Below are 22,481 nucleotides of genomic sequence, written 5' to 3'. Positions count from 1 at the left end.
CTCAGGCGTGCCCGTTGAAGGCGTCGCGCATCCGGGAGAAGAAGCCGCCCTGCTTGCTCAGCTCGGCGACCTCCTCGCCCCGGGTCTTGGCGAAGTCGCGCAGCATCTTCTCCTGGTCGGCGTCGAGCTTGGTCGGGGTGCGCACGTCGAGGTGGACGTAGAGGTCGCCCCGCCCGGTGCCGCGCAGGTGCGGCACGCCCCGGGCGCGCAGCCGCAGGGTGCTGCCCGGCTGGGTGCCGGCCTTGACGTCGACCGTCTCCTCGCTGTCGAGGGTCTTGATGGTCAGCCGGGTGCCGAGCGCGGCGGCGGTCATCGGGACGGTGACCCGGCAGTGCAGGTCGTCGCCCTTGCGGGAGTAGACGTCGTGCGGGCGCTCGTGGATCTCGACGTAGAGGTCGCCGGCGGTGCCGCCGCCCGGGCCGACCTCGCCCTGCTGGGCGAGCCGGATGCGCATGCCGTCCTCGACCCCGGCGGGGATCTTGACGGTCAGCGAGCGGCGGGTGCGCACCCGACCGTCGCCGGTGCAGGTCGGGCAGGGGTGCGGGATGGTGGTGCCGTAGCCCTGGCAGACCGTGCACGGCCGGGCGGAGACCACCTGGCCGAGGAAGGTGCGCTGCACCGACTGGACCTCGCCCCGGCCGCCGCACGCCTCGCAGGTGGCCAGGTGGGTGCCGGCCGCCGTGCCCGCCCCGGAGCAGGTGGTGCAGAGCACCGCCGTGTCGACGGTGATCGGGGCCTCGACGCCGAACGCCGTCTCGTGCAGGTCCAGCTCCAGGCGCAGGATCGCGTCCGCGCCGGGGCGGGTGCGCGGGCGCGGGCCCCGGGAGCCGCCGGCCGCGCCGCCGAAGAAGGCGTCCATGATGTCCTGGAAGCCGACGAACGGGCCGGCCCCGCCGGGCCCGCCCGGGCCGCCCATGCCACCGCCGCCGGGGGCGAGGGGGTCGCCGCCGAGGTCGACGATCTGCCGTTTCCGGTCGTCCGAGAGGACCTCGTACGCGGCGTTGATGTCCTTGAACTTCTCCTGTGCCTCCGGGTCCGGATTGACGTCCGGGTGGAACTGCCGCGCCAGCTTGCGGTAGGCGCGCTTGATCTCGTCGTCGGAGGCCTCCCGGCTCACGCCGAGGATGCCGTAGTAGTCCCTGGCCACTGCGTCCCGTGTCCTCATGTTCTTGTCGCGTTGCGCCGGTCGTCGGCCGGAGCCGGCCGTCGGCCCTGACTGGTCAGTTCTGGGCCAGCAGCTCGCCCACGTAGCGTGCCACGGCCCGCACCGTGGCGATGGTGCCGGGGTAGTCCATCCGGGTGGGCCCGACCACGCCCAGTCCGCCGAGCGCGGTCGCCCCCGGGCCGTAGCCGGTGCTCACCACCGAGGCGGCCCGCAGGTTGTCGATCTCGTTCTCGTCGCCGATCAGCACGCGGGTGGTGGTCGACTCGGCCTCGCCGATGAGCTTGAGCATCACCACCTCCTCCTCCAGCGCCTCCAGGATGGGCCGCAGGGACCCCTGGAAGTCGAGCAGGCCGCCCCGGGTCAGGTTGGCGGTGCCGGCCAGCGCGATGCGCTCCTCGTGCCGCTCGACCAGCGTCTCCAGCAGGACGGTGGAGAGCGTGGTCATGGTGCCGCGCAGGTGCGGGGTCGACTCCTCGACCAGCGCCTGCACCAGCGGCGGGGTCTCCGACAGCCGGCTGCCGACGAGCTTCTCGTTGACCAGCCGACGCAGGTCGGTGACGTCGTCGGCGCTCACCGGCGCGGGCAGCTCGACCAGCCGCTGCTCGACCCGGCCCGTGTCGGCGATCATCACCAGCATCAGCCGGGTGGTGGAGATCGGCACCAGCTCCAGGTGCCGCACCGACGAGCGGGCCAGCGAGGGATACTGCACCACGGCGACCTGCCGGGTGAGCTGCGCCAGCAGCCGCACCGTGCGGTGCACCACGTCGTCGAGGTCGACCGCGCCGACCAGGAAGCGCTCGATCGCCCGGCGCTCGGCCGGGCTGAGCGGCTTGACCCGGGACAGCCGGTCGACGAAGAGGCGGTAGCCCCGGTCGGTGGGGACCCGGCCGGCGCTGGTGTGCGGCTGCCGGATGTAGCCCTCCTCCTCCAGCACCGCCATGTCGTTGCGGACCGTCGCGGGGGAGACGCCGAGCTGGTGCCGCTCGACCAGCGCCTTGCTGCCGACCGGCTCCTGGGTGGCGACGTAGTCCTCGACGATCGCGCGGAGCACGGCGAGCTTGCGGTCGTCCAGACCCACCCTGCCACCTCCTGTCGCACGTCGGGCCCGGCGGCGCGGCGGCACCGCAGGTCGGCGCTCCGCCGGTGCGTCGACGCCTGGCACTCGACTGTAACGAGTGCCAGTCTACGTCGGCTGCCCCGTCCTGGGTAAGATCAACGACGGACCGTGGGTGCGGTGGCCGCCGCGCGGGCGCGTGCCGGCCGGTCGACGGCCGCCCGGCGCGGGCCGTCACCTGCGCACGCGGGCCGAAGATCCGCCCCGCCGAGCTGGTGTCGCACTGGTGCCGACTTGCCCGCAACCCCTACCGTGACGTGCATGACTGAACCACCTCGCCCTCCCGGATCGGGCGACCCCGGCGGCTACCCGCCGGAGCCGAACCCGTCGGCACCGTACGGCTCGCCGGGGCACGAGCCCACCGCACCACTGTCCGGCGCGCCCGGGGCGGGCGGCTATCCCCCGCCCGGTGGCTATCCGCCGCCCACCGGCGACCAGCCGCCGTCGGCCGGCTACCCGCCGCCCGGGGCGGGCGGCTTCCCCCCGCCCGGTGGCGGCTACCCGACCGGCGGCGCGTACGGCCCGCCCTCCGGCGGCTACGCCAACAACGAGGACAAGACCTGGGTCCTGGTGGCCCACTTCGGCGGCGCGGCGGGGATGTTCCTCGGCGGCGGCGTGCTCGGCTGGCTCGCGCCGCTGATCGCCCTGCTCGCCCGGGGCAACCAGTCGCCGACGGTCCGCGCACACGCGGTGGCGGCGCTGAACTTCCAGCTCCTCTGGTCGGTCATCGCCCTGATCGGCTGGATCCTCACCTGCATCCTGGTGGGGCTCCTGATCGGGTTCGGCGCGATGATCGTGGGCATCATCTTCGGCATCGTCGCCGGCATCAAGGCGAACGAGGGCAGCCCCTACCGCTACCCGATGACCGTCAACCTGATCAAGTGACCCTCGACCGGCCGCTCCCCCGGCCGGTCGGGGCCACCCCCGTCAGGGCAGCAGGTCGCGCACGACCGCGTCGGCCAGCAGCCGGCCGCGCAGCGTGAGCACCGCCCGGCCCTCCGCGTGCCCGGCCGGGTCGAGCAGGCCGTCGGCTAGCGCCCGCCGGGCCCCGGCGCGGCCCGCGTCGTCCAGCACGGCCAGCGGCAGCCCCGAGGCGAGCCGCAGCCGCAGCATCACGTCCTCCGTGTGGGCCTCGTCGGGCGTGAGCACCTCCCGGGCCAGGCCGGGCGACTCCCCCGCCGTGAGGCGCTTCGCGTACGCGGCCGGGTGCTTGACGTTCCACCAGCGCACCCCGTCGACGTGGCTGTGCGCCCCCGGCCCGAGGCCCCACCAGTCGCCGCCGTTCCAGTAGAGCAGGTTGTGCCGGCACCGGCCGGCCGGCGTGCGGGCCCAGTTGGACACCTCGTACCAGGAGAAACCGGCCGCGTCGAGGGCGGACTCCGCGGCCAGGTAGCGGTCCGCCGCCACGTCGTCGGAGGGGTACGGCAGCTCGCCGCGCCGCATCCGCGCGGCCAGCCGGGTGCCGTCCTCCACGATCAGGGCGTACGCGCTGACGTGGTCCACCCCGGCGGCCACCACCTGCGCCAGGGACGCGGCGAAGTCGTCGGCGCTCTCCCCCGGCGTACCGTAGATCAAATCGAGGTTGACGTGGTCGAACCCGGCGTCGCGGGCCTCCCGGGCGGCCTCGGTGGCCCGACCGGCGCGGTGCCGGCGGTCGAGGATCGCCAGCACCCCCGGCGCGGCCGACTGCATGCCCAGCGAGATCCGGGTGTACCCGGCGGCCCGCAGGGTCTTCAGCGACTCCGGCGTCACCGACTCGGGGTTGGCCTCGGTGGTCACCTCCGCGTCGGCGGCCAGCCCCCAGGCGCCGTCGATGCCGTCGAGGATGCGGGCCAGGTCGTCGGCGGGCAGCAGGGTGGGCGTGCCGCCGCCGACGAACACGGTGTCGACCCTCGGCGGCGGGGCGTCGCCGAGCACCCGGGCGGCCAGCGTCAGCTCGGCGAGCACCGTGTCGGCGTACCCCTCGCGGCTCGCCCCGCCGCCCAGCTCGTCGGCGGTGTAGGTGTTGAAGTCGCAGTAGCCGCAGCGGCTGGCGCAGAACGGCACGTGCACGTACACGCCGAAGCCGCGCGCGCCGACGGCGCGGGTCGCGGTGGCGGGCAGCGAGCCGTCGGCCGGGACGGGCTCGCCTTCTGGAAGGACGCCGGGCATGGCCACTAGTGTGCCCGGCATGACCTCCACCGCCGCGCTCGTGCGGGTCGCCACGGCCCGTGGGGTGACCACCCTCACCCTGGACAGCCCGCACAACCGCAACGCGCTCTCCACGCCGCTGATGACCGAGCTGCTGGCCGGGCTGGCCGCCGCCGTGGCCGACGACACGGTCCGGGTGGTGGTGCTCGACCACGCCGGCCCCGTCTTCTGCTCCGGCGCGGACCTGAAGGAGACCGCCGCCGCGTACGCCAGCGGCACGGTCCCGGCCGGGATGCTCGGCGACGTGCTCGCGGCGGTCTGGGAGTGCCCGAAGCCGGTGGTGGCCCGGGTGGCCGGGCCGGCGCGGGCCGGCGGGCTGGGCCTGATCGCGGCGGCCGACCTGGCGATCTGCGCGCAGGAGGCGACGTTCGCGTTCACCGAGGTGCGGATCGGGGTGATCCCGGCGGTGATCTCGGCGACCGTGCTGCCCCGGCTGACGCCCCGGGCCGCCGCCGAGCTGTACCTCACCGGCGACACCTTCGACGGGCGGCGGGCCGCCGAGATCGGGCTGGTCACCTCGGCGGTGCCGGCGGACGCGCTGGACGCGGCGGTGGCGCGGGCCTGCGCCTCGCTGGTGCGGGGCGCGCCGAACGCGCTGGCCGGGGCGAAGGCGCTGCTGCGCCGCCCCCCGGCGGCCGACCTGCGGGCCGGGGTCTCCGAGCTGGCCGCCCTGTCGACCGGGTTCTTCCTCTCCGACGAGGGGCGCGAGGGGGTGCTCGCGTTCCGCGAGAAGCGCGACGCGAGCTGGGTGCCGACGGACTGACCGGCCCCGGGCCGGCCGGCTCCGCTCCCGGGCCGGCAGATCGGCTCCTGGGCCGGCTGCGGTTTCCGGGCCGGGGCACCGGGAAGGCGGACACGCATCGCGGCCGACCCGCCACGGAACGGAGCGAACCGGTCGGACGGGTCGGACGGCGGCGGCGGGGACGTACTCTTGGCGAACGCCGTCGAACAGGGGGTGCGGGTGCGAAGTCGGGCAGTCGTCGCGACCGGTGTCGTCGTCGCCGTGATCGCCGTGGTGGGGATCTGGCTCGTCGTCCGGCAGGCCGGCGGGCAGCTACGCCTGCCGCTGTCCCTGACCAGCCGCACCTGCACGGTGCAGGCCGACGGCCAGGTGCGCCTGGACGCCGACCAGATGGCCAACGCCGCCACGATCGCCGCCATCGGCGTCCAGCGGAAGATGCCCGAGCGGGCCGTGGTGGTCGCCCTCGCGACGGCCTACCAGGAGTCCGGGCTGCGCAACCTCTCCGGCGGCGACCGGGACTCGCTGGGCCTGTTCCAGCAGCGGCCGAGCCAGGGCTGGGGCACCGAGGCGCAGATCGCCGACCCCCGGTACGCGACCCGGAAGTTCTACGCCGCGCTCAAGCGGGTACGCGGCTGGGAGAAGATGCGGGTCACCGACGCCGCGCAGAAGGTGCAGCGCTCGGCGTTCCCCGAGGCGTACCAGAAGTGGGCGGACGAGTCGGAGGTGCTGACGCGGGCGCTGCTCGGCGAGGCGACCGGCGCGGTGGCCTGCACGGTCGGCGCGACGCCGGTGATGCGGGGCGCGGCCGCCACCGCCGCGCTGACCCGGGGCCTACGCCTGGACTGGGGGCTGCCGGAGGCGGCGTCCCCGGCCGAGCTGACCGGCGTCGCGGTGCCGGCCGACGACCGGCGCGACGGCTGGCGGTACGCGCACTGGCTGGTCTCGCACGCCTCCGACCACGGGGTGAAGCGGGTGCGCTTCGCCGGCCTGGAGTGGACCGCGAAGGCCGGCACCTGGGGCCGGGTGGGCGACGCGACGGCGAACGACGGCGAGGTGCTCGCCGAGGTCTTCGCCGACGCCTGAGCGGTCGCGATTCTCCACACCGACGGTTACCGCACAATCCTCCATATCCGGCGAAAGCCGCCGAACAAACACCCATTCTCACTCTCCGCACCCAAGCGGGTGCCAACGGTCCGAGCACTCCCCCACACCGTCGGGCGCGCTCCGCACCCCCCCGAAGGGGCGCAGTAGCATCGGCGTCCTGTGCCAGAAATGGTTTCACCTCATGGGGAGGGGTACTACGCGGTGTTCGATTACGACGGCCGGACCGGCTACGAACCGATCAGCGACACCGACCGCAAGGAGTTCCACGAGCAGGGCTTCCTCCTGCTGCGGAACGTGCTGACGGAGGACCACCGGGCCGCCCTGGAGGAGGCCGTCGACCGCGTGTACGCGGAGGAGAAGGCCAAGGGCAACACCACCAAGGACGGCACCCTGCACCTGCTGGGCTTCCTGGAGCGCGACGAGCTCTTCGGCCAGCTGCTGACCCACCCGATCGCCTTCCCGTACATGTGGGGCCTGGCCGGGTGGAACATCTACACCCACCACAACCACCTCGACGTCACCCCGCCGGCGCTGGAGCCGGAGAAGCCGTACTGGGGGTGGCACCAGGACGGCTACCGGCAGAACTCCGACCCGGAGACGATGGACCCGAACCTGCCCCGGCCGATGTTCTCGCTGAAGGTGGCGTACGTGCTCTCCGACCTGTCGGAGACCGGCCGCGGCGCGACCAAGGTGATCCCGGGCAGCCACCTGTGGAACTCGCTGCCCCGCCCGGCGGACCTGACGGTGCACAACCCGGACCCGGAGGGCACGGTGGAGATCACCGCGAACCCGGGCGACGCGTTCATCTTCGACCGCCGCCAGTGGCACTCCCGGTCGACGAACCTGTCGAACATCACCCGCAAGATGCTCTTCGTCGGCTACACCTACCGGTGGATCCGCCCGCTGGACGAGCTGCACATCGACGCCGACGGCGAGTGGTGGGCCAACCGCACGCCGGTGCAGCGCCAGCTCTGCGGCGAGGGCACCCACACCGCCAACTACTGGGGCATCAACTGGAACGGGTACATCGACGACGAGATCCCGCTGCGCAAGGAGCTCAAGGAGCGCGGCCTGCTCGACCGCAGCATCCCCTGGCTCCGCTGACGGTGTAAGGAAGGGCCCCCTGTTAACGCATTCCGCATAGCAGGGGGCCCTTGTTAACGCCTGGGCACGGCGATCGGCGGCGGGGCGGGCGCGGCGATCGGCGCTCGGGCGCGGCGCCCCTGGGGCCGCCGGGGCCCCTCAGGCGTCGGGCATGGCGAGCCTGCGTTCGACCTTCCGCCGCAGCGACTCGGGCAGCTCGGGCACGTCGAGCAGCCGGGGCAGCAGCTCCGGTTCGAGCGTGCTCGCCCGGAACACCTCGCCGACGGTCACGCCGTGCTCCGGCCGCTCCACCACCTCCACCGGGTCGCCCGCGCCGACCTCGCCCTCCCGCAGCACCCGCAGGTACGCCCCGGGGGCGGCGCGCGCCGTGAACCGCTTGATCAGATCCGGCACGCCCCAGAACCCGGCGAACGTCCGGCACGGCGTGCGCGGCTTGGTCACCTCCAGCAGGGCCGACCCGATCTGCCACCGCTCGCCGACGACCGCGCCGGTCACGTCCACCGCGTACGTCGTCAGGTTCTCGCCGAAGGCCCCCGGCGGGATGTCGCGGCCCAGCTCGACCGCCCACCACGCGGCGTCCTCCTCGGCGTACGCGTAGACCGTCTGGTCGGGCCCGCCGTGGTGGGCCCGCTCGCCGATGAAGTCGCCGGCCACCCCGTCGACGCGCAGCAGCACCGGCCCGCCCGCAGGCCGCTTGTCGATGCCGCTGCGGCCGCTCGCGTCGCCCGCCCACTCCGCCTCGGTCGCCGCGCCGAGGTTCACCGTCACCAGCCTGCCCGTCATGGCGACAGCCTACGGCGGCATCGCGGCCCGCCGATCCCCGCCCGACGCGGCCCGGCTGCCCGACGGGGTGTGAGAAGGGGACCCTTCTCGACAGAATGCGTTAACAAGGGGCCCTTCCTTGCACCTCAGCCCTTGACGGCGCCCGCCACCAGGCCGGAGACCATCCGGCGTTGCACCAGCAGGAAGAAGACGATCACCGGCAGGGTGAACAGCGTCGAGGCGGCCATCACCGGCCCCCAGGCGGTGTCGTCGCGGCCGAAGAAGAACGTCATCGCCACCGGCAGGGTGTAGCGGTCCTGGTCGTTGACGAAGGTCAGCGCGAAGATCAGCTCGTTCCAGGCGGTGATGAAGGAGAAGATGCTGGTGGCCACCAGGCCCGGCGCGACCAGCGGGAACAGGACGCGGCGGAAGGTCTGGGCGCGGCTCGCGCCGTCGATCGCCGCGGCCTCCTCCAGTTCCTTGGGCACCGCGGCCACGAACCCGCGCAGCATCCAGACCGCGAACGGCAGCGAGAACCCGAGGTACGTCAGGACGAGGCTGGGCAGCGTGTTGTAGAGGCCCAGCCGCTGGATCATCAGGAACAGCGGGATGACCAGCGCCTCCAGCGGGATCATCTGCACCACCAGCAGCATGATCAGGAAGCTGGTGCGCAGCTTGAACCGGAACCGGGCCACCGCCGTCGCGGCGAGCAGCGCGACGAGGCCGCTGAGCACCACGGTCGACACCGCCACGAGCACGGAGTTGAGGAAGAAGTCCAGGAACGTCACGCCGGGGATGAGGTTGCCGGTGAGGATCTCCCGGTAGTGCTCCAGCGTCGGCGCGGTCGGCACCGGCCGGGGCGTGGCCGAGAAGATCTCCCGGTTGGGCTTGAGCGACGTCGCGATCATCCAGTAGACGGGGAACGCCGCGAAGAGCGCCACCAGCAGGCCCGCCCCGTTGAGGGCGATCCGCTTCACCACCGCGCCGCGCTTCACGCGTCCTCCTCCTGCTTGAGCACCATCCGCACGTAGAGGCCGGTAACCACCAGCAGGATCAGCGTGAGGATGACGGCGATCGCCGCGCCGAGGCCGTACTTGGGGGGCGGGGAGAACGCCTCGGCGTACGAGTAGATCGACAGCATGAACGTCGGCCGGTCCTGGGTGCCGCCGGCCAGCACGAACTGCTGGGTGAACACCTTGAAGTCCCAGATCGTGGAGAGCACCACGAGGATGCCGAAGACGGGCCGCAGCAGCGGGAAGGTGATCTTCCAGAAGACCCTCCACGGGCCGGCCCCGTCGACCCGGGCGGCCTCGTGCAGCTCGCTCGGCACGCTCTTGAGCCCCGCCAGCACGCTCACCGCGATGAATGGGAACGAGTGCCAGACCACCACGAGGGTGAGGATCGAGAAGAACATCAGCGGCGAGTTGAACCAGCCGTACCCGGTCCAGTCGGCGCGGCCGAACAGCGCGTTCGACAGCCCGTCGGGCAGGGCGTTGAACAGCCAGGTCACCAGGCCCGAGGTGTCGTCGAACAGCCACTTCCACACGATGGTGCCGGTCAGCGCCGGGGTGGCCCAGGCCAGCATCACGCAACTCGCGACGAAGGTGGCCATCCGCCGGCCGAGCCGGTTGAGCAGCAGCCCGACCAGCGTGCCGAGGACCATCGTGAGGGCGACGTTGGCCGCGGCGAAGAGCACCGTGTTGCGCAGCACGGTGTGGAAGAACGGGTCGCCGAGGATCTCGGCGTAGTTGCCGAGCCCGACCCATGGCCAGTCCCGGTCGCCGCGCAGTTGCCGGACGTTGTCGAGCCGGAAGAAGGACATCGCCACGACCTGGCCGAGCGGCCACAGCAGCAGGACGCCGATGATCGCCAGGCAGGGCAGGAGCAGCAGGTAGGGCAGGCGGTCGACCCGGCGACGCCGCCGCGCGGGGGTCTCCCGCTCGGCGGGCGTCTCCGGCGCCTGGGTCAGCGTGGTCACTTCGCGTTGAGGATGCTTTCCATCTCGGCGGCCGCGTCGGCGGTGGCCTGTTCGACCGTCTTCTGACCCTTGATGACCGAGCTGTTCATAGCCTGGGTCACCGTCTTGGTGCGGCTGACCTCGACCCACTTCGGGGTGAGCGGGGTCAGCCTGGTGTTCTGCAACGAGGTGGCGAACGCGGCCATGATCTTGTCGTTGGCGTACTCGCCGCCGCCGACGAGGTCGGAGTAGACCGGGAAGAAGCCGAGGCTGCTGGCGAACTCCTTGTCCTTCTGCTTGCTCAGCAGCACGGTCAGGTAGTCCCAGGCGAGGTCCTGCTTCTTGCTGTCCTGCCACAGGGCGACGTCCGAGCCGCCGGCGAAGGCCGGGGCCGGCTTGCCGTCCGGGCCGGGGATGGGGAAGGTGCCCCAGACCTTCTCGATCTCGGGGTTGTCCTTCTTGATGGCGCCGGCCTGCCAGCTGCCGGCGAAGGCCATCGCCGCCTTGCCGGTGGCGAACTGGGTGCGGGCGTCGATCTCGTTCCACCCGGCGGCGGCGGGCGGGGCGACCTTGTGCACGGTGACGAGGTCGGTCCAGAACTTGACCGCCTGCTGGGCCGGCGGGCTGGTGTAGCCGGACTTCCAGGCGTCGCCCTGCCGGGTGGCGATCTCGCCGCCCGCGCCCCAGAGGAAGGAGTAGAAGGGCAGCTCCGAGTTGCCCGGCAGCGCGATGCCGTAGGTGCCCGGCTTCTTGGCCTGCACGGCCTTGGCGGCGGCGACCAGCTCGTCCCAGTTCGTCGGCGGCTTGACGCCGGCCTCGGCGAACCAGTCGGTGCGGTAGTAGAGGGCGCGGACGCCGGCGTACCACGGCACGCCGTACTGCTTGCCGTCGAGCTGGGCGTTGCGGACGAGGTCGGGCAGGATGTCCTTGCCCTCGGGCCAGGCGGCGAACTTGGCGGTGACGTCGGCGAGCGCCTCCTGGGCGGCCCAGCCCTGGGTCTCGGTGTTGCCGAGCTCGGTCACGTCGGGGCCTTCGCCGCCGGCGAGCGCCGCCTGGAACTTCTTCGGCGCCTCGAGCCAGGGGATGTACTGGACGACGACGTCGGTGTCGGGGTGCTTCTTCTGGAACTCGGCCTCGACGCCGTCGAGGAACGCCGTCTGCGCCTCGCTGCCCTCGCCCATCATCCAGACGGTCAGCTTGCCGCCGTCGGCGGCCTCGTCGTCGCCCGAGCCGCCGCAGCCGGCGAGCACCATCGCGGCCGACGCCACCACGGCGGTGACCGGGGCCAGCCGTTTCCACCTGTTCACGCCACATCTCCCTCGCGCCGTCCTGGCACTAACCTTCTCTGCCGCACCCTAGTAGGTAAAATTCCTTTACGACAGGGGGCGGGCGGGGGCGAGGCGACCGTACCGCAGGCCAGGCGGCCGAGGGCAGCCCGACATCGGGGCAAAGCCGGGCGTACGCACGCGAACGGGCGTCCGACCCGGAGGCCGGACGCCCGTTCGTGTGCCGTGGGGTGCTTACCGGTGGGTGACGCTGCGGCGACCGCCCACCCCGGCCACGATCGCGACCGCGATGGCGGCGACCACGACCTGCACGAGCAGCTCGGCCCAGTCGATGCCGGCGGTCTCGGTGGCGATGCCCACCGCCCGGGCGAGCACGGTGCCGAGCAGGGCCGCGCCCACGCCGATCAGCATGTGCAGCCAGATCGGCATGTTCTGCCGACCCGGGACGACCAGGCGGCCCAGCGCGCCCACGATCAGACCGACGATGAGCGCGGTGATGATTCCGACAACGGTCATGGTCGTTCTCCTCAGAAAGCTCAGAAAGACTCGTTCACTGTCGCGACCATCAAGTTCCCGGGCCGCCGGAAATTCAAACCCGTCATCGCGGGATGTATTTGGCAAGGCGTCGTCGCGGCGCGCCTCCGCCGGCCGGAGGCACCGACCGGAATGCGAACGGGCGCCCGACCGGAATGGTCGGACGCCCGTCGGGCCAGCGATGTGTCGTTACCGGTGGGTGACGCTGCGGCGGCGGCCCACCCCGGCGACCAGGGCCACGGCGATGGCGGCCAGGACGACCTGGACCAGCAGCTCACCCCAGTCCACGCCGGCGGTCTCGGTGGCGATGCCCATCGCCCGGGCGAGCACGGTGCCGAGCAGGGCCGCGCCGATGCCGATCAGCATGTGCAGCCAGATCGGCATGTTCTGCCGACCCGGGACGACCAGGCGGCCCAGCGCGCCGACGATGAGACCAACGACGATGGCGGTGATGATGCCCCAAACGGTGAGCTCCACGGTCGTCCTCCTCAGGAAGTGTCACAACGGTGTGTTGAAGCTGTCGTGACCGCTAAGTTCCCGGGGGCCCGAAATTCCAAACCCGGCCGGGGCGTCGCGCCCCGGCCGGGTCGGTGTCGCGCAGTGGCGACACCGTTCACTTCTTGCCGGCGGCCTTGCCGTCGCCGGAGTCGGACGAGAGGGCGGCGATGAACGCCTCCTGGGGGACCTCGACCCGGCCCACCATCTTCATCCGCTTCTTGCCCTCCTTCTGCTTCTCCAGCAGCTTGCGCTTGCGGCTGATGTCGCCGCCGTAGCACTTGGCGAGCACGTCCTTGCGGATCGCCCGGATGGTCTCCCGGGCGATCACCCGGCTGCCGATGGCCGCCTGGATCGGCACCTCGAACTGCTGGCGCGGGATCAGGTTGCGCAGCTTCGCGGCGATGGTGACGCCGTAGTTGTACGCCTTGTCCTTGTGCACGATGGCGCTGAACGCGTCCACCGGCTCGCCGTGCAGCAGGATGTCCACCTTCACCAGGTCGGACGCCTGCTCGCCGGAGGGCTCGTAGTCCAGCGAGGCGTAGCCCTTGGTGCGGCTCTTGAGCTGGTCGAAGAAGTCGAAGATGATCTCGGCCAGGGGCAGGGTGTAGCGCAGCTCGACGCGGTCGGCCGAGAGGTAGTCCATGCCGAGCAGGCTGCCCCGGCGACCCTGGCACAGCTCCATGACCGCGCCGACGTAGTCGTTCGGGGTCAGGACCGTGGCCCGCACCACCGGCTCGTACACCTCGGCGATCCTGCCGGTGGGGTACTCGCTCGGGTTGGTCACCACCAGTTCCTGGCCGTCCTCGGTGATGGCCCGGTAGACCACGTTCGGGGCGGTGGAGATCAGGTCGAGGTTGTACTCCCGCTCCAGCCGCTCCCGGATGATCTCCAGATGCAGCAGGCCGAGGAAGCCGCAGCGGAAGCCGAACCCGAGCGCGCCCGAGGTCTCCGGCTCGTAGTCCAGCGCGGCGTCGTTGAGCTTGAGCTTGTCCAGCGCCTCGCGCAGGTTGGGGTAGTCGGACCCGTCGATCGGGTAGAGGCCGGAGTAGACCATCGGCTTCGGGTCCTTGTAGCCGCCGAGGGCCTGGGTCGCGGGCCTGCCGTTGATGGTGACGGTGTCACCGACCCGGGACTGGCGGACGTCCTTCACGCCGGTGATCAGGTAACCCACCTCGCCGACGCCGAGCGCGTCGGCCTTCACCATCTCCGGGGAGATGACGCCGATCTCCAGCAGCTCGTGGACCGCGCCGGTCGACATCATCTTGATCCGGTCCCGGGCGCTGATCCGACCGTCGATCACCCGGACGTAGGTGACCACGCCCCGGTAGACGTCGTACACCGAGTCGAAGATCATCGCGCGGGCGGGCGCGGCGGCGTCGCCGACCGGCGGGACGAACTGCCGGACGATCTCGTCGAGCAGGTACGGCACCCCGTCGCCGGTCTTGCCGGAGACCCGGATGCAGTCCGCCGGGTCGCCGCCGATCAGGTGGGCCAGCTCCTCGGCGTACTTCTCGGGCTGGGCGGCCGGCAGGTCGATCTTGTTGAGCACCGGAATGATCTTCAGATCGTTCTCGAGCGCCAGGTAGAGGTTCGCCAGGGTCTGCGCCTCGATGCCCTGCGCGGCGTCGACCAGCAGCAGCGCGCCCTCGCAGGCGGCCAGGGACCGGGACACCTCGTACGTGAAGTCGACGTGCCCCGGGGTGTCGATCATGTTGAGGACGGCCTGCTCGCCGGCCCGGTCGCCCTCCCGGATCGTCCACGGCATCCGCACGGCCTGGCTCTTGATGGTGATGCCGCGCTCGCGCTCGATGTCCATCCGGTCCAGGTACTGCGCGCGCATCTGCCGGGGGTCGACCACACCGGTGAGCTGCAACATCCGGTCGGCCAGGGTCGACTTCCCATGGTCGATGTGGGCGATGATGCAGAAGTTCCGGATGCGCGCCGGGTCGGTGGCACCAGGAGCGTTCGCGCCGGAATCGAGCGTCGGTGGCACAGCGGTCCGTTCTGGTCGGCTGACGTGAGCGGGCCGGCGCGGACGCCAGCCCCCTCTATGCTCCCACGTCGCCCCGGGGGCGGTCGGATCACTCCTCCCGGCGGCCCGCCCGCCCGGCACTCCCCGCAGGCCCCGGCCCGCCTCCCAGGGGGCTCCGCGCGCACCGCCGGGGCCCTGCTCGTCTCTCCGTGGCCCTGGCCCACTCCGCCGGAGGCTCACTCCGTCGGGGCCTGGCTCACTCCGCCGGGGCCTCCACGAACAGGGCGGCGAGCTTCGGCAGCTGGCGGCGGGCCTCGTCCTCGTCGTCGAAGTCCCAGAACTCGCCCAACTCCGGGTAGGGGACGTCCTCCACCGGCGGCAGCTCGGCGGCGGTCGCCTTCCGGTACGCCTCCTCCGCGACCGTCAGCATCGCCTCCGCCTCGAACTCCTCCCCGGTGAGCGCCGCCTGACGGATCTTCGGCAGCTCGGCCAGCGAGTCCGGGTCGGCCACGGCACGGGCGAAGACCTGCCGGCCCTGGGTCATCAGCCAACCCCGGAAGTACTCGAACCCGTCGTCGGACGCGCCGCCGTTGATCAGGTAGGCCGCGCCCCAGAGCTCGGCCCGGTAGGAGGCCGCCATCACCCGGCGCTGGTGCCGCGCGTACCCGATGATGTCGGCGGCGTCGCGCTCGGCCAGCAGCGCGACCGCCCGGGCGGCGACCGCGCCGGCCGCGCCGCCCCCGCCGGCCCGGGCCTGGTCGATCAACTGCCAGAAGTCGTCGGTCCTCATGGTCAGGCAGTCTGGCAGAGCCGTCCGACGCCGGCGGGCGACACGGTACGGCGGGAGTGGGCGGGGTGGGGCAGCATGGGCTGGTGACCCCGAGCGCGCTCCCCCCGGTGTCGTACGACGCGACCGCCCAGCGGCCCTCCTGGGCCGACCTGCCGGCGGGGCTGCGGGCGGCGGTGACCGCCCGGCTGGGCACGCCGGTGTCGGTGGTGAAGGTGGCCGGCGCCGGGTTCACCCGGGGCTTCGCCGCCGTGGTGGCGGGCGCCGACGGCCGGCGCGTGTTCGTCAAGGCGGCGTCGCTGACCGAGCAGCGTCACCTCGTCGACTGGTACGCCCGGGAGGCCGCCGTGCTCGACCGGCTCCCCGCCGGCCTGCCGGTCCCCCGCCCGCGCTGGACGGTCTCGGCGGCCGGCTGGTACGCCCTCGGCCTGGACGCCATCGACGGCCGGACGCCCACGCTGCCCTGGGCCCGCGCCGACCTCGACGCCACCCTGGCCGGCTACGCCGAGGTGGCGGCGGCCCTGGCCGACCCGCCGCCCGGCCTGGTCGCGCTCGGCCTGCCCCGGCTGGCCGACCTGGCCCGGGAAAACATCCTCTGGTGGGGCGAGGTGGCCGCCGGCCGGGAGCCGGCCCCGGACCTGCCGCCCGGGGCGGGGCGGCGGCTGCCCGACCTGGTCGCGCTGGAGTCCCGCCTCCCCGACTACGCCGCCCGCGGCGGCCTCGCCCACGGCGACCTGCGCCTGGACAACGTGCTCGTCGACCCGGCCGGGCGGGCCTGGTTCTGCGACTGGAACTGGCTCTGCCACGGGCCGGCCTGGTTCGACCTGGTCAGCCTGCTGATCACCGCCCACGCCAGCGGCCTCGACGCCGACGCGCGCTTCGCGGGGCACCCGGCGACGGCCGGGGCGCCCGCGGACGCCCTCGACGTCACCCTCGCCGCGCTCTCGGGGTACCTGCTCACCTCGGCGGCCGCCGGCCCGACCGACGCGTCCCCGCACCTGCGGGCCCACCAGCGCTGGAGCGGCGAGCAGGCCCTCGGCTGGCTCGCCGCCCGCCAGGGCTGGGACCTCGCCACCTGACGGGGCCCGGACCTCCCGGCCTGACCACGTGCGACGCCTCCACCGGACGGGGCCCGGACCTCACCGCCTGACCACGTGCGACGCCGGTCACCAGGCTGGGACGGCGCCGCCCGGCCCCGACCGCCCGCGACGCCCTGTCCGGCGGGGCGCGAAGGGCCGTTTTGGCTCGTCCCGACGGACCTGGTAACCTGGCTCTTCGCGCAGCGATGACGCATGCTCGTCGCGCGCACAAGCAGACCAACCCGAGCTATCAAGACGAGGCTGTCGCGTGGCGAACATCAAGTCCCAGATCAAGCGCAACCGGCAGAACGAGAAGCGCCGGCTGCGTAACAAGTCGGTCAAGTCGTCGCTGAAGACCGCCATCCGGAAGTTCCACGAGGCCGCTGAGGCTGGCGACGCCGAGAAGGCTGCCGTTCTCATGCGGGATGCCTCGCGCAAGCTGGACAAGGCGGTCAGCAAGGGCGTGATCCACTCCAACCAGGCGGCCAACCGCAAGTCGGCGATCGCCAAGCGCGTGGTCTCGCTCTCCGCCTGACGCGGCGAACACGGACCTGAGCCGGAAGCCCCGGGATCACCGGGGCTTCCGGCTTTCCGCGTGCCGGCCCGCCCGGCGCGGGGCCTTCCCGACGCGCGGGGCCTCCCGACGGCGCCGGCACTGCCATGTCGGCGACATGGGGCCTTCCGGCGGCGCTGATACCACCATGTCGGCGACATGGAGTCGATCACCTCAGTCCGCCACCGGCCCAGCGCGGGATCGTGCGTCCAGAGGATCGCCCGTCCTGGAGGATCGCTCCTCTCCGGAGGATCCCGTTTCCCGGGCCGGGAGTCGGATCACCGGTCGGGTCGGGTCTCCTCCACCCAGGGTTCCGGCCCGAACCCGGCGAACTCGGAGCCGGCGAACTCGGAGCCGGCGAACTCGGAGCCGGCGAACCGAGCGTCGGGGCCCACGCCCGGAGTCACGGGCGGTCCGCCGGACCGCATGCCGCTGATGGCGACCCGACCCCGGGCGCCTGCCGCGCCGGCCGCACCAGCGTGGCCGCCGGCACCGGGCACGGTGACACCGACGTTCCGGGCCGACGCAGCGGGGTCGCCGAAAGAGGCACCCGGGCTGCCGAACGGCGCTGCCGCCGCGCTCCGCACCGTGGCGCGGCCGACGACAGGTGCCAACTGCCGGCGGAAGCGGTCCCGCTCCTGCTCGGGCACCAGGGCGGCCGTCCGGACCACCAGCTCGGCGACCATGTCGTTGAGCTTGACCATCACGGCCACGGCGGCGGGCAGGACGAGCACCGCCCACCAGGTCACCAGCTCGGCCAGGGCGAGCAGGGCGGCCAGCGAGACGGCCCCCTCGAAGAAGAGGAAGCAGAGCACCCCGCCGGGGTTGACGAACCGGAGGCCCAGGGCCCGGGCGTAGAGGGGACGGTAGCGCTCCTCCTCGGTGGGCACTGTCGCCCACGCCGCCCGGACCGGCCGGTTCACCGGGCGCCGCCCTGCCGGGCCGCCGCGACCGAGAAGACCGCCCGCTCCAGGGCGTACGCCCGGTCGTCCGAGCCGCCCTTGACCGCCGCGTTGCACTCGGCGGCCGCCTGCATCGCCCGCACTAGCCCCTCCGGGGTCCAGCCCCGGGCCCGCTGCTGGGCGCTCCTGACCTTCCACGCCGGCATGCCGAGGCTGCTCGCCAGCTGGTACGGGTCACCCCGCCCCGCCGCCGCGACCCGGGCGACGGTGCGCACGCCGTCGGCGAGCGCGTCGGCGATCGGGACCGGGTCCACGCCGACGTGCAACGCCCAGCGCAGCGCCTCCAGCGCCGCCGGCACGTCGCCGACCATGGTGGCGTCGGCGACGGTGAAGCCGCTCACCTCCACCCGCCCCTTGTAGTAGCGGGCCACGGTGTCCGCGCCGATCCGGCCGTCGGTGTCGGCGACCAGTTGGGAGCAGGCGGCGGCCAGCTCGCGCAGGTCGGTGCCGACCGCCGCGATGAGCGCCTCCGCCGCGTCGTCGGTGCATGTGCCGCCGGCCCGGCGGACCTCGTCGCGGACGAAGGCCACCCGCTCGCGGTGCCCCTTGAGCTTCGCCGCCGGCACCACGGTCGCGCCGGCCGCCCGCAGCCCGTCCGCGAACGCCTTGCCCTTGGCCGCCCCGAGGTGCAGCACCACGAGGTGCACCTCGGGGTCGGGGTTCTTCGCATACGCCAGCAGGGCGGCGACCAGGTCCTTGCGGGCGTCCTGACCGGAGCGCAGGACCAGCACCCGCCGGCCGCCGAACAGCGACGGACTGAGCATCTCGGCGATCTCGCCGACGGTCAGTGTGCCGGCCTGGTATTCCCGGACGTCCACGCCCGCGTCGACGGCGCGGACCCGGGTCACCGCTTCGGTCACCGCGCGCGTGGCGAGCAGCTCCTCGTCGCCAAGGACCAGCAGAATGGGGGCAAGGTCGGGCGCGGTCACGCCGCCCATGTTCGCACGTCCGCTCCGCCGCGCGTGCCTGCTCGTCGAGCCCCGTGACGGCAGACCCCGCACTCAACGCAAATCTAGACATTCAACTCTCTCCACCATCAATGCCACCAATGCCCAGGGTCCTCACGGGCGGCTCCCGGCCGGCACGCCCCTGACCACCACGGCCATCCGGTCGCCGCCGCCGCGCACCACCGCCACGTCCCCGTCGGTGTCCGTGCGCAGCACCCGGGCTCCGCCCCGCGCCAGCCGGGCGAGCACGGCGGCGTTCGGGTGCCCGTACGAGTTGCCGGCCCCGACCGGCACCAGCGCCACGCTCGGCCGGACGGCGTCCAGGAACGCCGGATCCTGGTAGGCCGACCCGTGATGGGCGACCTTCAGCACGTCGGCCCGGAGGCCGCCGGCCGCCGTGTGGTCCAGCAGCGCCCGCTGCTCCTCCGTCTCGGCGTCCCCGGCGAGCAGGATCCGCACCCCGGCGACCGTGGCGCGCAGCACCAGCGAGTTGTTGTTCGGATCCGACCGGGTGCCCCGCAGCGGATACGGCGGCCCGAGCACGACCAGTTCCGCCCCGCCGCCCCGGTACGCCCACCCGGCCCCCGCCGGGGCCACCGCCGCCCCGCCCGCCGCTGCGACGGCCCGCACCAGGTCCCGCCCGGCGGCGGGCTCAGGCCACTGCGGGGTGCGTACCGCCGCGACCCGGCGGCCCCGGAACACCCCGGCGACCCCACCGGTGTGGTCGGCGTGGAAGTGGCTGAACAGCAGCAGCGGCACCTCCCGTACGCCCAGCCGCCGCAGGCAGCCGTCCACCGCCGCCGGGTCCGGACCGGCGTCGACCACCACCGCCCGGCCGACCGCCACCGGCAGCACCAGCGCGTCACCCTGGCCCACCGCGCACGCCACCGCCACCCAGCCCTCGGGCGGCCAGCCGCCGGCGACGAGGCGGACCGGCAGGGTGCCGGCGACCACCGCGACGGCGACCACCGCCACCAGCCGGCGCACCACCGGCCGCCGGGTGGCGACCAGCAGCGCCACGGTCAGCCCGGCCAGCAGCAGCGCGCCCGGCGCGCCATCCGGCCAGGGCAGCGTGCCGGCCGGCAGCCGGGCACCGTACCGGGCGACGGTGACCAGCCACCAGGCCGGCCAACTCGCCAACCAGGCCGCCAACCCCGCGCCGGAGGGCCAGACCGGGGAGAGCACCGCCGCCGCCACGCCGAGCACCGTGGCGGGCGCGATCGCCGGGACGGCCAGCAGGTTCGCCGGGACCGCCACCAGGCTCACCGTGCCGGAGATCCCGGCGACCACCGGGCCGCAGGCGAGCTGCGCGGCGGCCGGCACGGCCAGCGCCTCGGCGAACCCGGGCGGCACGCCCCGCCGGCGCAGCCCGTCGCGCCAGCCCGGGGCGAGCAGCAGCAGCCCGGCCGTGGCCAGCACGGACAGGGCGAACCCCGGGTCGCCGGCCAGGTCCGGGTCGAACAGCACCAGCGCGGCCACCGCCGCGGCGAGCGCCGGCAGGGCGGCCCGGGGCCGGCCGGCGGCGAGCGCCGCCAGCCCGATCGCGCCCATGGTCGCGGCGCGCACCACGCTCGGCGAGGGGCGGACCAGGATGACGAACCCGACCAGGGCCAGCACACACAGCCCGGCGGCCACCCGGGGGCCGGCCCTGGACCACCGGGCCAGCAGCAGCACCGCGCCGACGACGATCGCCACGTTGGAGCCCGAGACGGCGTTCAGGTGGGTCATCCCGGTCGTGCGGAAGTCCTCCTCCACGGCCGGCAGCAGTCGGCTGGTGTCGCCCACCACGAGGCCGGGCAGCAGCCCGCCCTGCTCGTCGGGCAGCGGCTCGCAGACGCGTTGCAGGCCGGCCCGGAGGGTGCCGGCGGCCCGCTGCGCCCATGGGGGCGGCCCGTGCGGCGTCGGCGGGCCGCGCACCGTGAGCACCGCAGCGGTCAGGTCGCCACCGCGCGGCGCGCCGAGCCGCCCCTCGGCGCTGAGCCGCTGCCCGGGGAGCACCGCCCGCCAGGCCGGGTCGGTGGCGAGCAGCAGGACCCGCAGCGGCGCGCCGACCCGGACGCCGTCGGGGCCGGTCAGGGCGACCAGCTCGGCCCGGACCAGCAGGGTGGCGGGCCGGCCCGCGACGCCCCGGACCGGACGGGGGTCGGCCCGGACGATCAGGTCGGCGCCGACCGTGGCCCGGTCGTCGACGAGCGCGCGGACGGCGGGGGCGTCCCGGACGCCGAGCCGGGCGGCCGTCGCCGTCGCCCCGCACACCACGCCGAGCAGCACGGCCACGGCGATCCATCCGTGCCGCCGGACGGGGCCCGCCGGGCGTCCCAACCGACCGAGCAGGTGCGCCGCGACGAGCGCGGCCAGCCCGGCCGCCCCGGCGGCGAGCAGCGCCGCCGCGCGGGCGCTCAGGTGCAGGCTCACCAGCGCGGCCAGCCAGGCGGCCACGGCCAGCCCCGCCAGCCGCAGGTCGGGCCCGTCCACGGCACCGGCGGCCCGCTCGGCCGGCACATCGCCCGCCGTGCCGACCCCGGCCGGGGCACCGGGTGCGGTGACGACCGCGCCGCCGTGGCCTGGCGACGCGCCCGCCGCCGGCGGCCCCGCGCTTGCGCTCACACCGTCACCAGTTCCTTGAGCTGCTCGTACCGGGAATCGCCGATGCCCTCCACCTGGCGCAGGTCGCCCACCGAACGGAACCCGCCGGCGCGGTCGCGGTGGTCGAGGATGCGCTGGGCCAGCACCGGCCCCACCCCGGGCAGCGTGTCGAGCTGGGCGAGGGTGGCCGTGTTCAGGTTGACCAGCCCGGCGGGGGCCGCCGGACCCCCGCCGGCCGGCTGCCCCGGGGCGGCACCGGGCTGGCCCGGCGGGGCGGTGACGCCGACCAGGATCAGCTCGCCGTCGGCGACCTTGCGGGCCGGGTTGAGCAACGCCACGTCGACACCGGGCAACGCGCCGCCGGCCGCCTGCACGGCGTCGCCGACCCGCGCGCCCGCCGGCACCCGGACCAGCCCGGGGCGGCGCACCTTTCCGGCTACCGCCACCACCAGCTCGCCGCCCGGCGTCGGGGCGGCGGCCGGCGCTCCCGCCTCCGGCGCCGCGTCGAAGCCGGCGGCGGCGGACGGCTCGGCCCGGACCGGTTCGGCCTGCGGGCGGGAGCGCCACGCCCAGAAGCCGGCACCGAGCACCACCGCGACGGCGACCGCCGCCAGCGCCCGCACGCCCCGCCGGCCGGGGTCGAACGCACCGGGCCCCGGCAGCCGCGACGACCACCCGGACGCCGGCTCGCCGTCGGGGCCGGGTGTCGACTCATCGGTATGCCCCGGATCGTCGCCCCCGAGCGGACCGTCGCGCCCCAGACCCTCGCCCCCGGGCAGGCCGACGCGCCCCAGACCGTCATCTCCGAGCGAGCCAGCCCGGCCCAGGCCACCGCTTCCGAGCGAGCCCGGGACGGGAGACGACGCGCGGGCGACCCGTCGGCCCGAGCCGGGATGCCGTTCCCCCGGCCAGGGCACCGGCCGCTCGACCAGCGGCTCGCCGGCGAGCGGCCACCGGTCCTCCGGCGGCACCACGAGAGCCCGCCCGACAGCAGGCCCGCCCATCGGCCCCGGCGGCGGCCCGGCCGCCTCGGGCCGCCCGATTGTCGGTGGCGCGACCGGTTCGGCCGGCACTGCCGGCACAGCTGGGCGTACCGGGGGCGTGGTCGCCGGCGGTCCACCCGCCAACCATCGCAGCCG

20 protein-coding genes and 1 pseudogene are annotated in these 22,481 nt (G+C 74.2%); 6 read left to right on the top strand and 15 right to left on the bottom strand.

The features are described from left to right. Position 1: 1 nt before the first annotated feature. Both dnaJ and hrcA read right to left on the bottom strand, forming a co-directional pair. Positions 2–1,147 carry a molecular chaperone DnaJ gene (gene dnaJ / locus HDA31_RS05285; RefSeq protein ID WP_176734858.1) on the bottom strand — a complete coding sequence of 382 codons (1,146 nt, stop codon included), beginning with the start codon at positions 1,145–1,147 and terminating at the stop codon, positions 2–4. A gap of 73 nt (positions 1,148–1,220) precedes the next feature. Then, the gene (gene hrcA / locus HDA31_RS05280; RefSeq protein ID WP_074474576.1) at positions 1,221–2,243 is read right to left on the bottom strand and encodes a heat-inducible transcriptional repressor HrcA; all 1,023 of its coding nucleotides are present in this window, start codon (positions 2,241–2,243) and stop codon (positions 1,221–1,223) included. Positions 2,244–2,540: 297 nt separating this feature from the next. Here hrcA and HDA31_RS05275 point away from each other — a divergent pair, with 297 nt between their 5' ends. Then, positions 2,541–3,164 carry a DUF4870 domain-containing protein gene (locus HDA31_RS05275; RefSeq protein ID WP_178066097.1) on the top strand — a complete coding sequence of 208 codons (624 nt, stop codon included), beginning with the start codon at positions 2,541–2,543 and terminating at the stop codon, positions 3,162–3,164. 42 nt (positions 3,165–3,206) lie between these two features. Here HDA31_RS05275 and hemW read toward each other — a convergent pair whose 3' ends face one another. Then, entirely contained in the window at positions 3,207–4,430 is a 1,224-nt protein-coding gene (gene hemW, locus HDA31_RS05270; RefSeq protein WP_178066098.1) for a radical SAM family heme chaperone HemW, read from the bottom strand. Between the two features lie 19 nt (positions 4,431–4,449). Between hemW and HDA31_RS05265 the strand changes: the two genes are divergently transcribed. The 3 genes from HDA31_RS05265 to HDA31_RS05255 all read left to right on the top strand — a co-directional run bounded on the left by HDA31_RS05265 (position 4,450) and on the right by HDA31_RS05255 (position 7,419). Then, on the top strand, positions 4,450–5,232 hold the full coding sequence (locus tag HDA31_RS05265; protein WP_178067745.1) for an enoyl-CoA hydratase-related protein: 783 nt from the start codon (positions 4,450–4,452) through the stop codon (positions 5,230–5,232). A 192-nt stretch (positions 5,233–5,424) separates the two neighbouring features. Next, positions 5,425–6,294: a hypothetical protein gene (locus HDA31_RS05260; RefSeq protein ID WP_178067747.1), complete on the top strand. Its 870-nt coding sequence runs from the start codon at positions 5,425–5,427 to the stop codon at positions 6,292–6,294. 222 nt (positions 6,295–6,516) lie between these two features. Further along, positions 6,517–7,419: a phytanoyl-CoA dioxygenase family protein gene (locus HDA31_RS05255; protein WP_246384096.1), complete on the top strand. Its 903-nt coding sequence runs from the start codon at positions 6,517–6,519 to the stop codon at positions 7,417–7,419. Positions 7,420–7,557: 138 nt separating this feature from the next. Here HDA31_RS05255 and HDA31_RS05250 read toward each other — a convergent pair whose 3' ends face one another. The 8 genes from HDA31_RS05250 to HDA31_RS05215 form a co-directional block, all read right to left on the bottom strand. After that, positions 7,558–8,202: an MOSC domain-containing protein gene (locus HDA31_RS05250; protein ID WP_178066100.1), complete on the bottom strand. Its 645-nt coding sequence runs from the start codon at positions 8,200–8,202 to the stop codon at positions 7,558–7,560. A 125-nt stretch (positions 8,203–8,327) separates the two neighbouring features. Beyond that, positions 8,328–9,161, bottom strand: coding sequence for a carbohydrate ABC transporter permease (locus HDA31_RS05245; protein ID WP_074474918.1), 834 nt, complete (start codon positions 9,159–9,161; stop codon positions 8,328–8,330). Between the two features lie 11 nt (positions 9,162–9,172). Beyond that, complete coding sequence (locus tag HDA31_RS05240) at positions 9,173–10,159, bottom strand: carbohydrate ABC transporter permease (RefSeq protein WP_178066101.1); 987 nt, start codon at positions 10,157–10,159, stop codon at positions 9,173–9,175. Then, complete coding sequence (locus HDA31_RS05235; protein ID WP_178066102.1) at positions 10,156–11,445, bottom strand: sugar ABC transporter substrate-binding protein; 1,290 nt, start codon at positions 11,443–11,445, stop codon at positions 10,156–10,158. Before HDA31_RS05235 ends, HDA31_RS05240 begins: the two co-directional genes overlap by 4 nt. A 213-nt stretch (positions 11,446–11,658) precedes the next feature. Beyond that, on the bottom strand, positions 11,659–11,940 hold the full coding sequence (locus tag HDA31_RS05230; RefSeq protein ID WP_178066103.1) for a GlsB/YeaQ/YmgE family stress response membrane protein: 282 nt from the start codon (positions 11,938–11,940) through the stop codon (positions 11,659–11,661). A 207-nt stretch (positions 11,941–12,147) separates the two neighbouring features. Then, positions 12,148–12,435: a GlsB/YeaQ/YmgE family stress response membrane protein gene (locus tag HDA31_RS05225; RefSeq protein WP_043966762.1), complete on the bottom strand. Its 288-nt coding sequence runs from the start codon at positions 12,433–12,435 to the stop codon at positions 12,148–12,150. Positions 12,436–12,571: 136 nt separating this feature from the next. Continuing rightward, positions 12,572–14,449 carry a translation elongation factor 4 gene (gene lepA / locus HDA31_RS05220; protein ID WP_074474568.1) on the bottom strand — a complete coding sequence of 626 codons (1,878 nt, stop codon included), beginning with the start codon at positions 14,447–14,449 and terminating at the stop codon, positions 12,572–12,574. Between the two features lie 235 nt (positions 14,450–14,684). Next, positions 14,685–15,218, bottom strand: a complete 534-nt coding sequence (locus HDA31_RS05215; RefSeq protein WP_178066104.1) for a DUF4240 domain-containing protein — start codon at positions 15,216–15,218, stop codon at positions 14,685–14,687. Between the two features lie 83 nt (positions 15,219–15,301). On the opposite strand from HDA31_RS05215, the gene HDA31_RS05210 reads away from it, so the two are divergent. After that, positions 15,302–16,294, top strand: a complete 993-nt coding sequence (locus tag HDA31_RS05210; protein ID WP_246384098.1) for a phosphotransferase family protein — start codon at positions 15,302–15,304, stop codon at positions 16,292–16,294. Positions 16,295–16,562: 268 nt separating this feature from the next. Then, complete coding sequence (gene rpsT, locus HDA31_RS05205) at positions 16,563–16,829, top strand: 30S ribosomal protein S20 (protein WP_043966753.1); 267 nt, start codon at positions 16,563–16,565, stop codon at positions 16,827–16,829. Positions 16,830–17,430: 601 nt separating this feature from the next. Here the strand turns inward: rpsT and HDA31_RS05200 are convergent. From HDA31_RS05200 to HDA31_RS05185, 4 genes and pseudogenes are all read right to left on the bottom strand, one after another. Further along, positions 17,431–17,737: pseudogene (locus tag HDA31_RS05200) on the bottom strand (hypothetical protein); the annotation flags it as partial. Positions 17,738–17,766: 29 nt separating this feature from the next. Next, positions 17,767–18,747 (bottom strand): DNA polymerase III subunit delta, encoded by a 981-nt coding sequence (gene holA / locus HDA31_RS05195; RefSeq protein WP_178066106.1) that lies wholly within the window; start codon positions 18,745–18,747, stop codon positions 17,767–17,769. Between the two features lie 123 nt (positions 18,748–18,870). After that, positions 18,871–21,258, bottom strand: coding sequence for a ComEC/Rec2 family competence protein (locus HDA31_RS05190; protein ID WP_178067749.1), 2,388 nt, complete (start codon positions 21,256–21,258; stop codon positions 18,871–18,873). A 101-nt stretch (positions 21,259–21,359) separates the two neighbouring features. Beyond that, entirely contained in the window at positions 21,360–22,103 is a 744-nt protein-coding gene (locus HDA31_RS05185) for a ComEA family DNA-binding protein (RefSeq protein WP_246384714.1), read from the bottom strand. Positions 22,104–22,481: the final 378 nt, after the last annotated feature.

It is taken from the genome of Micromonospora carbonacea (assembly GCF_014205165.1).
GTDB lineage: Bacteria > Actinomycetota > Actinomycetes > Mycobacteriales > Micromonosporaceae > Micromonospora > Micromonospora carbonacea.
This window is presented reverse-complemented; position numbering and strand designations above follow the sequence as displayed.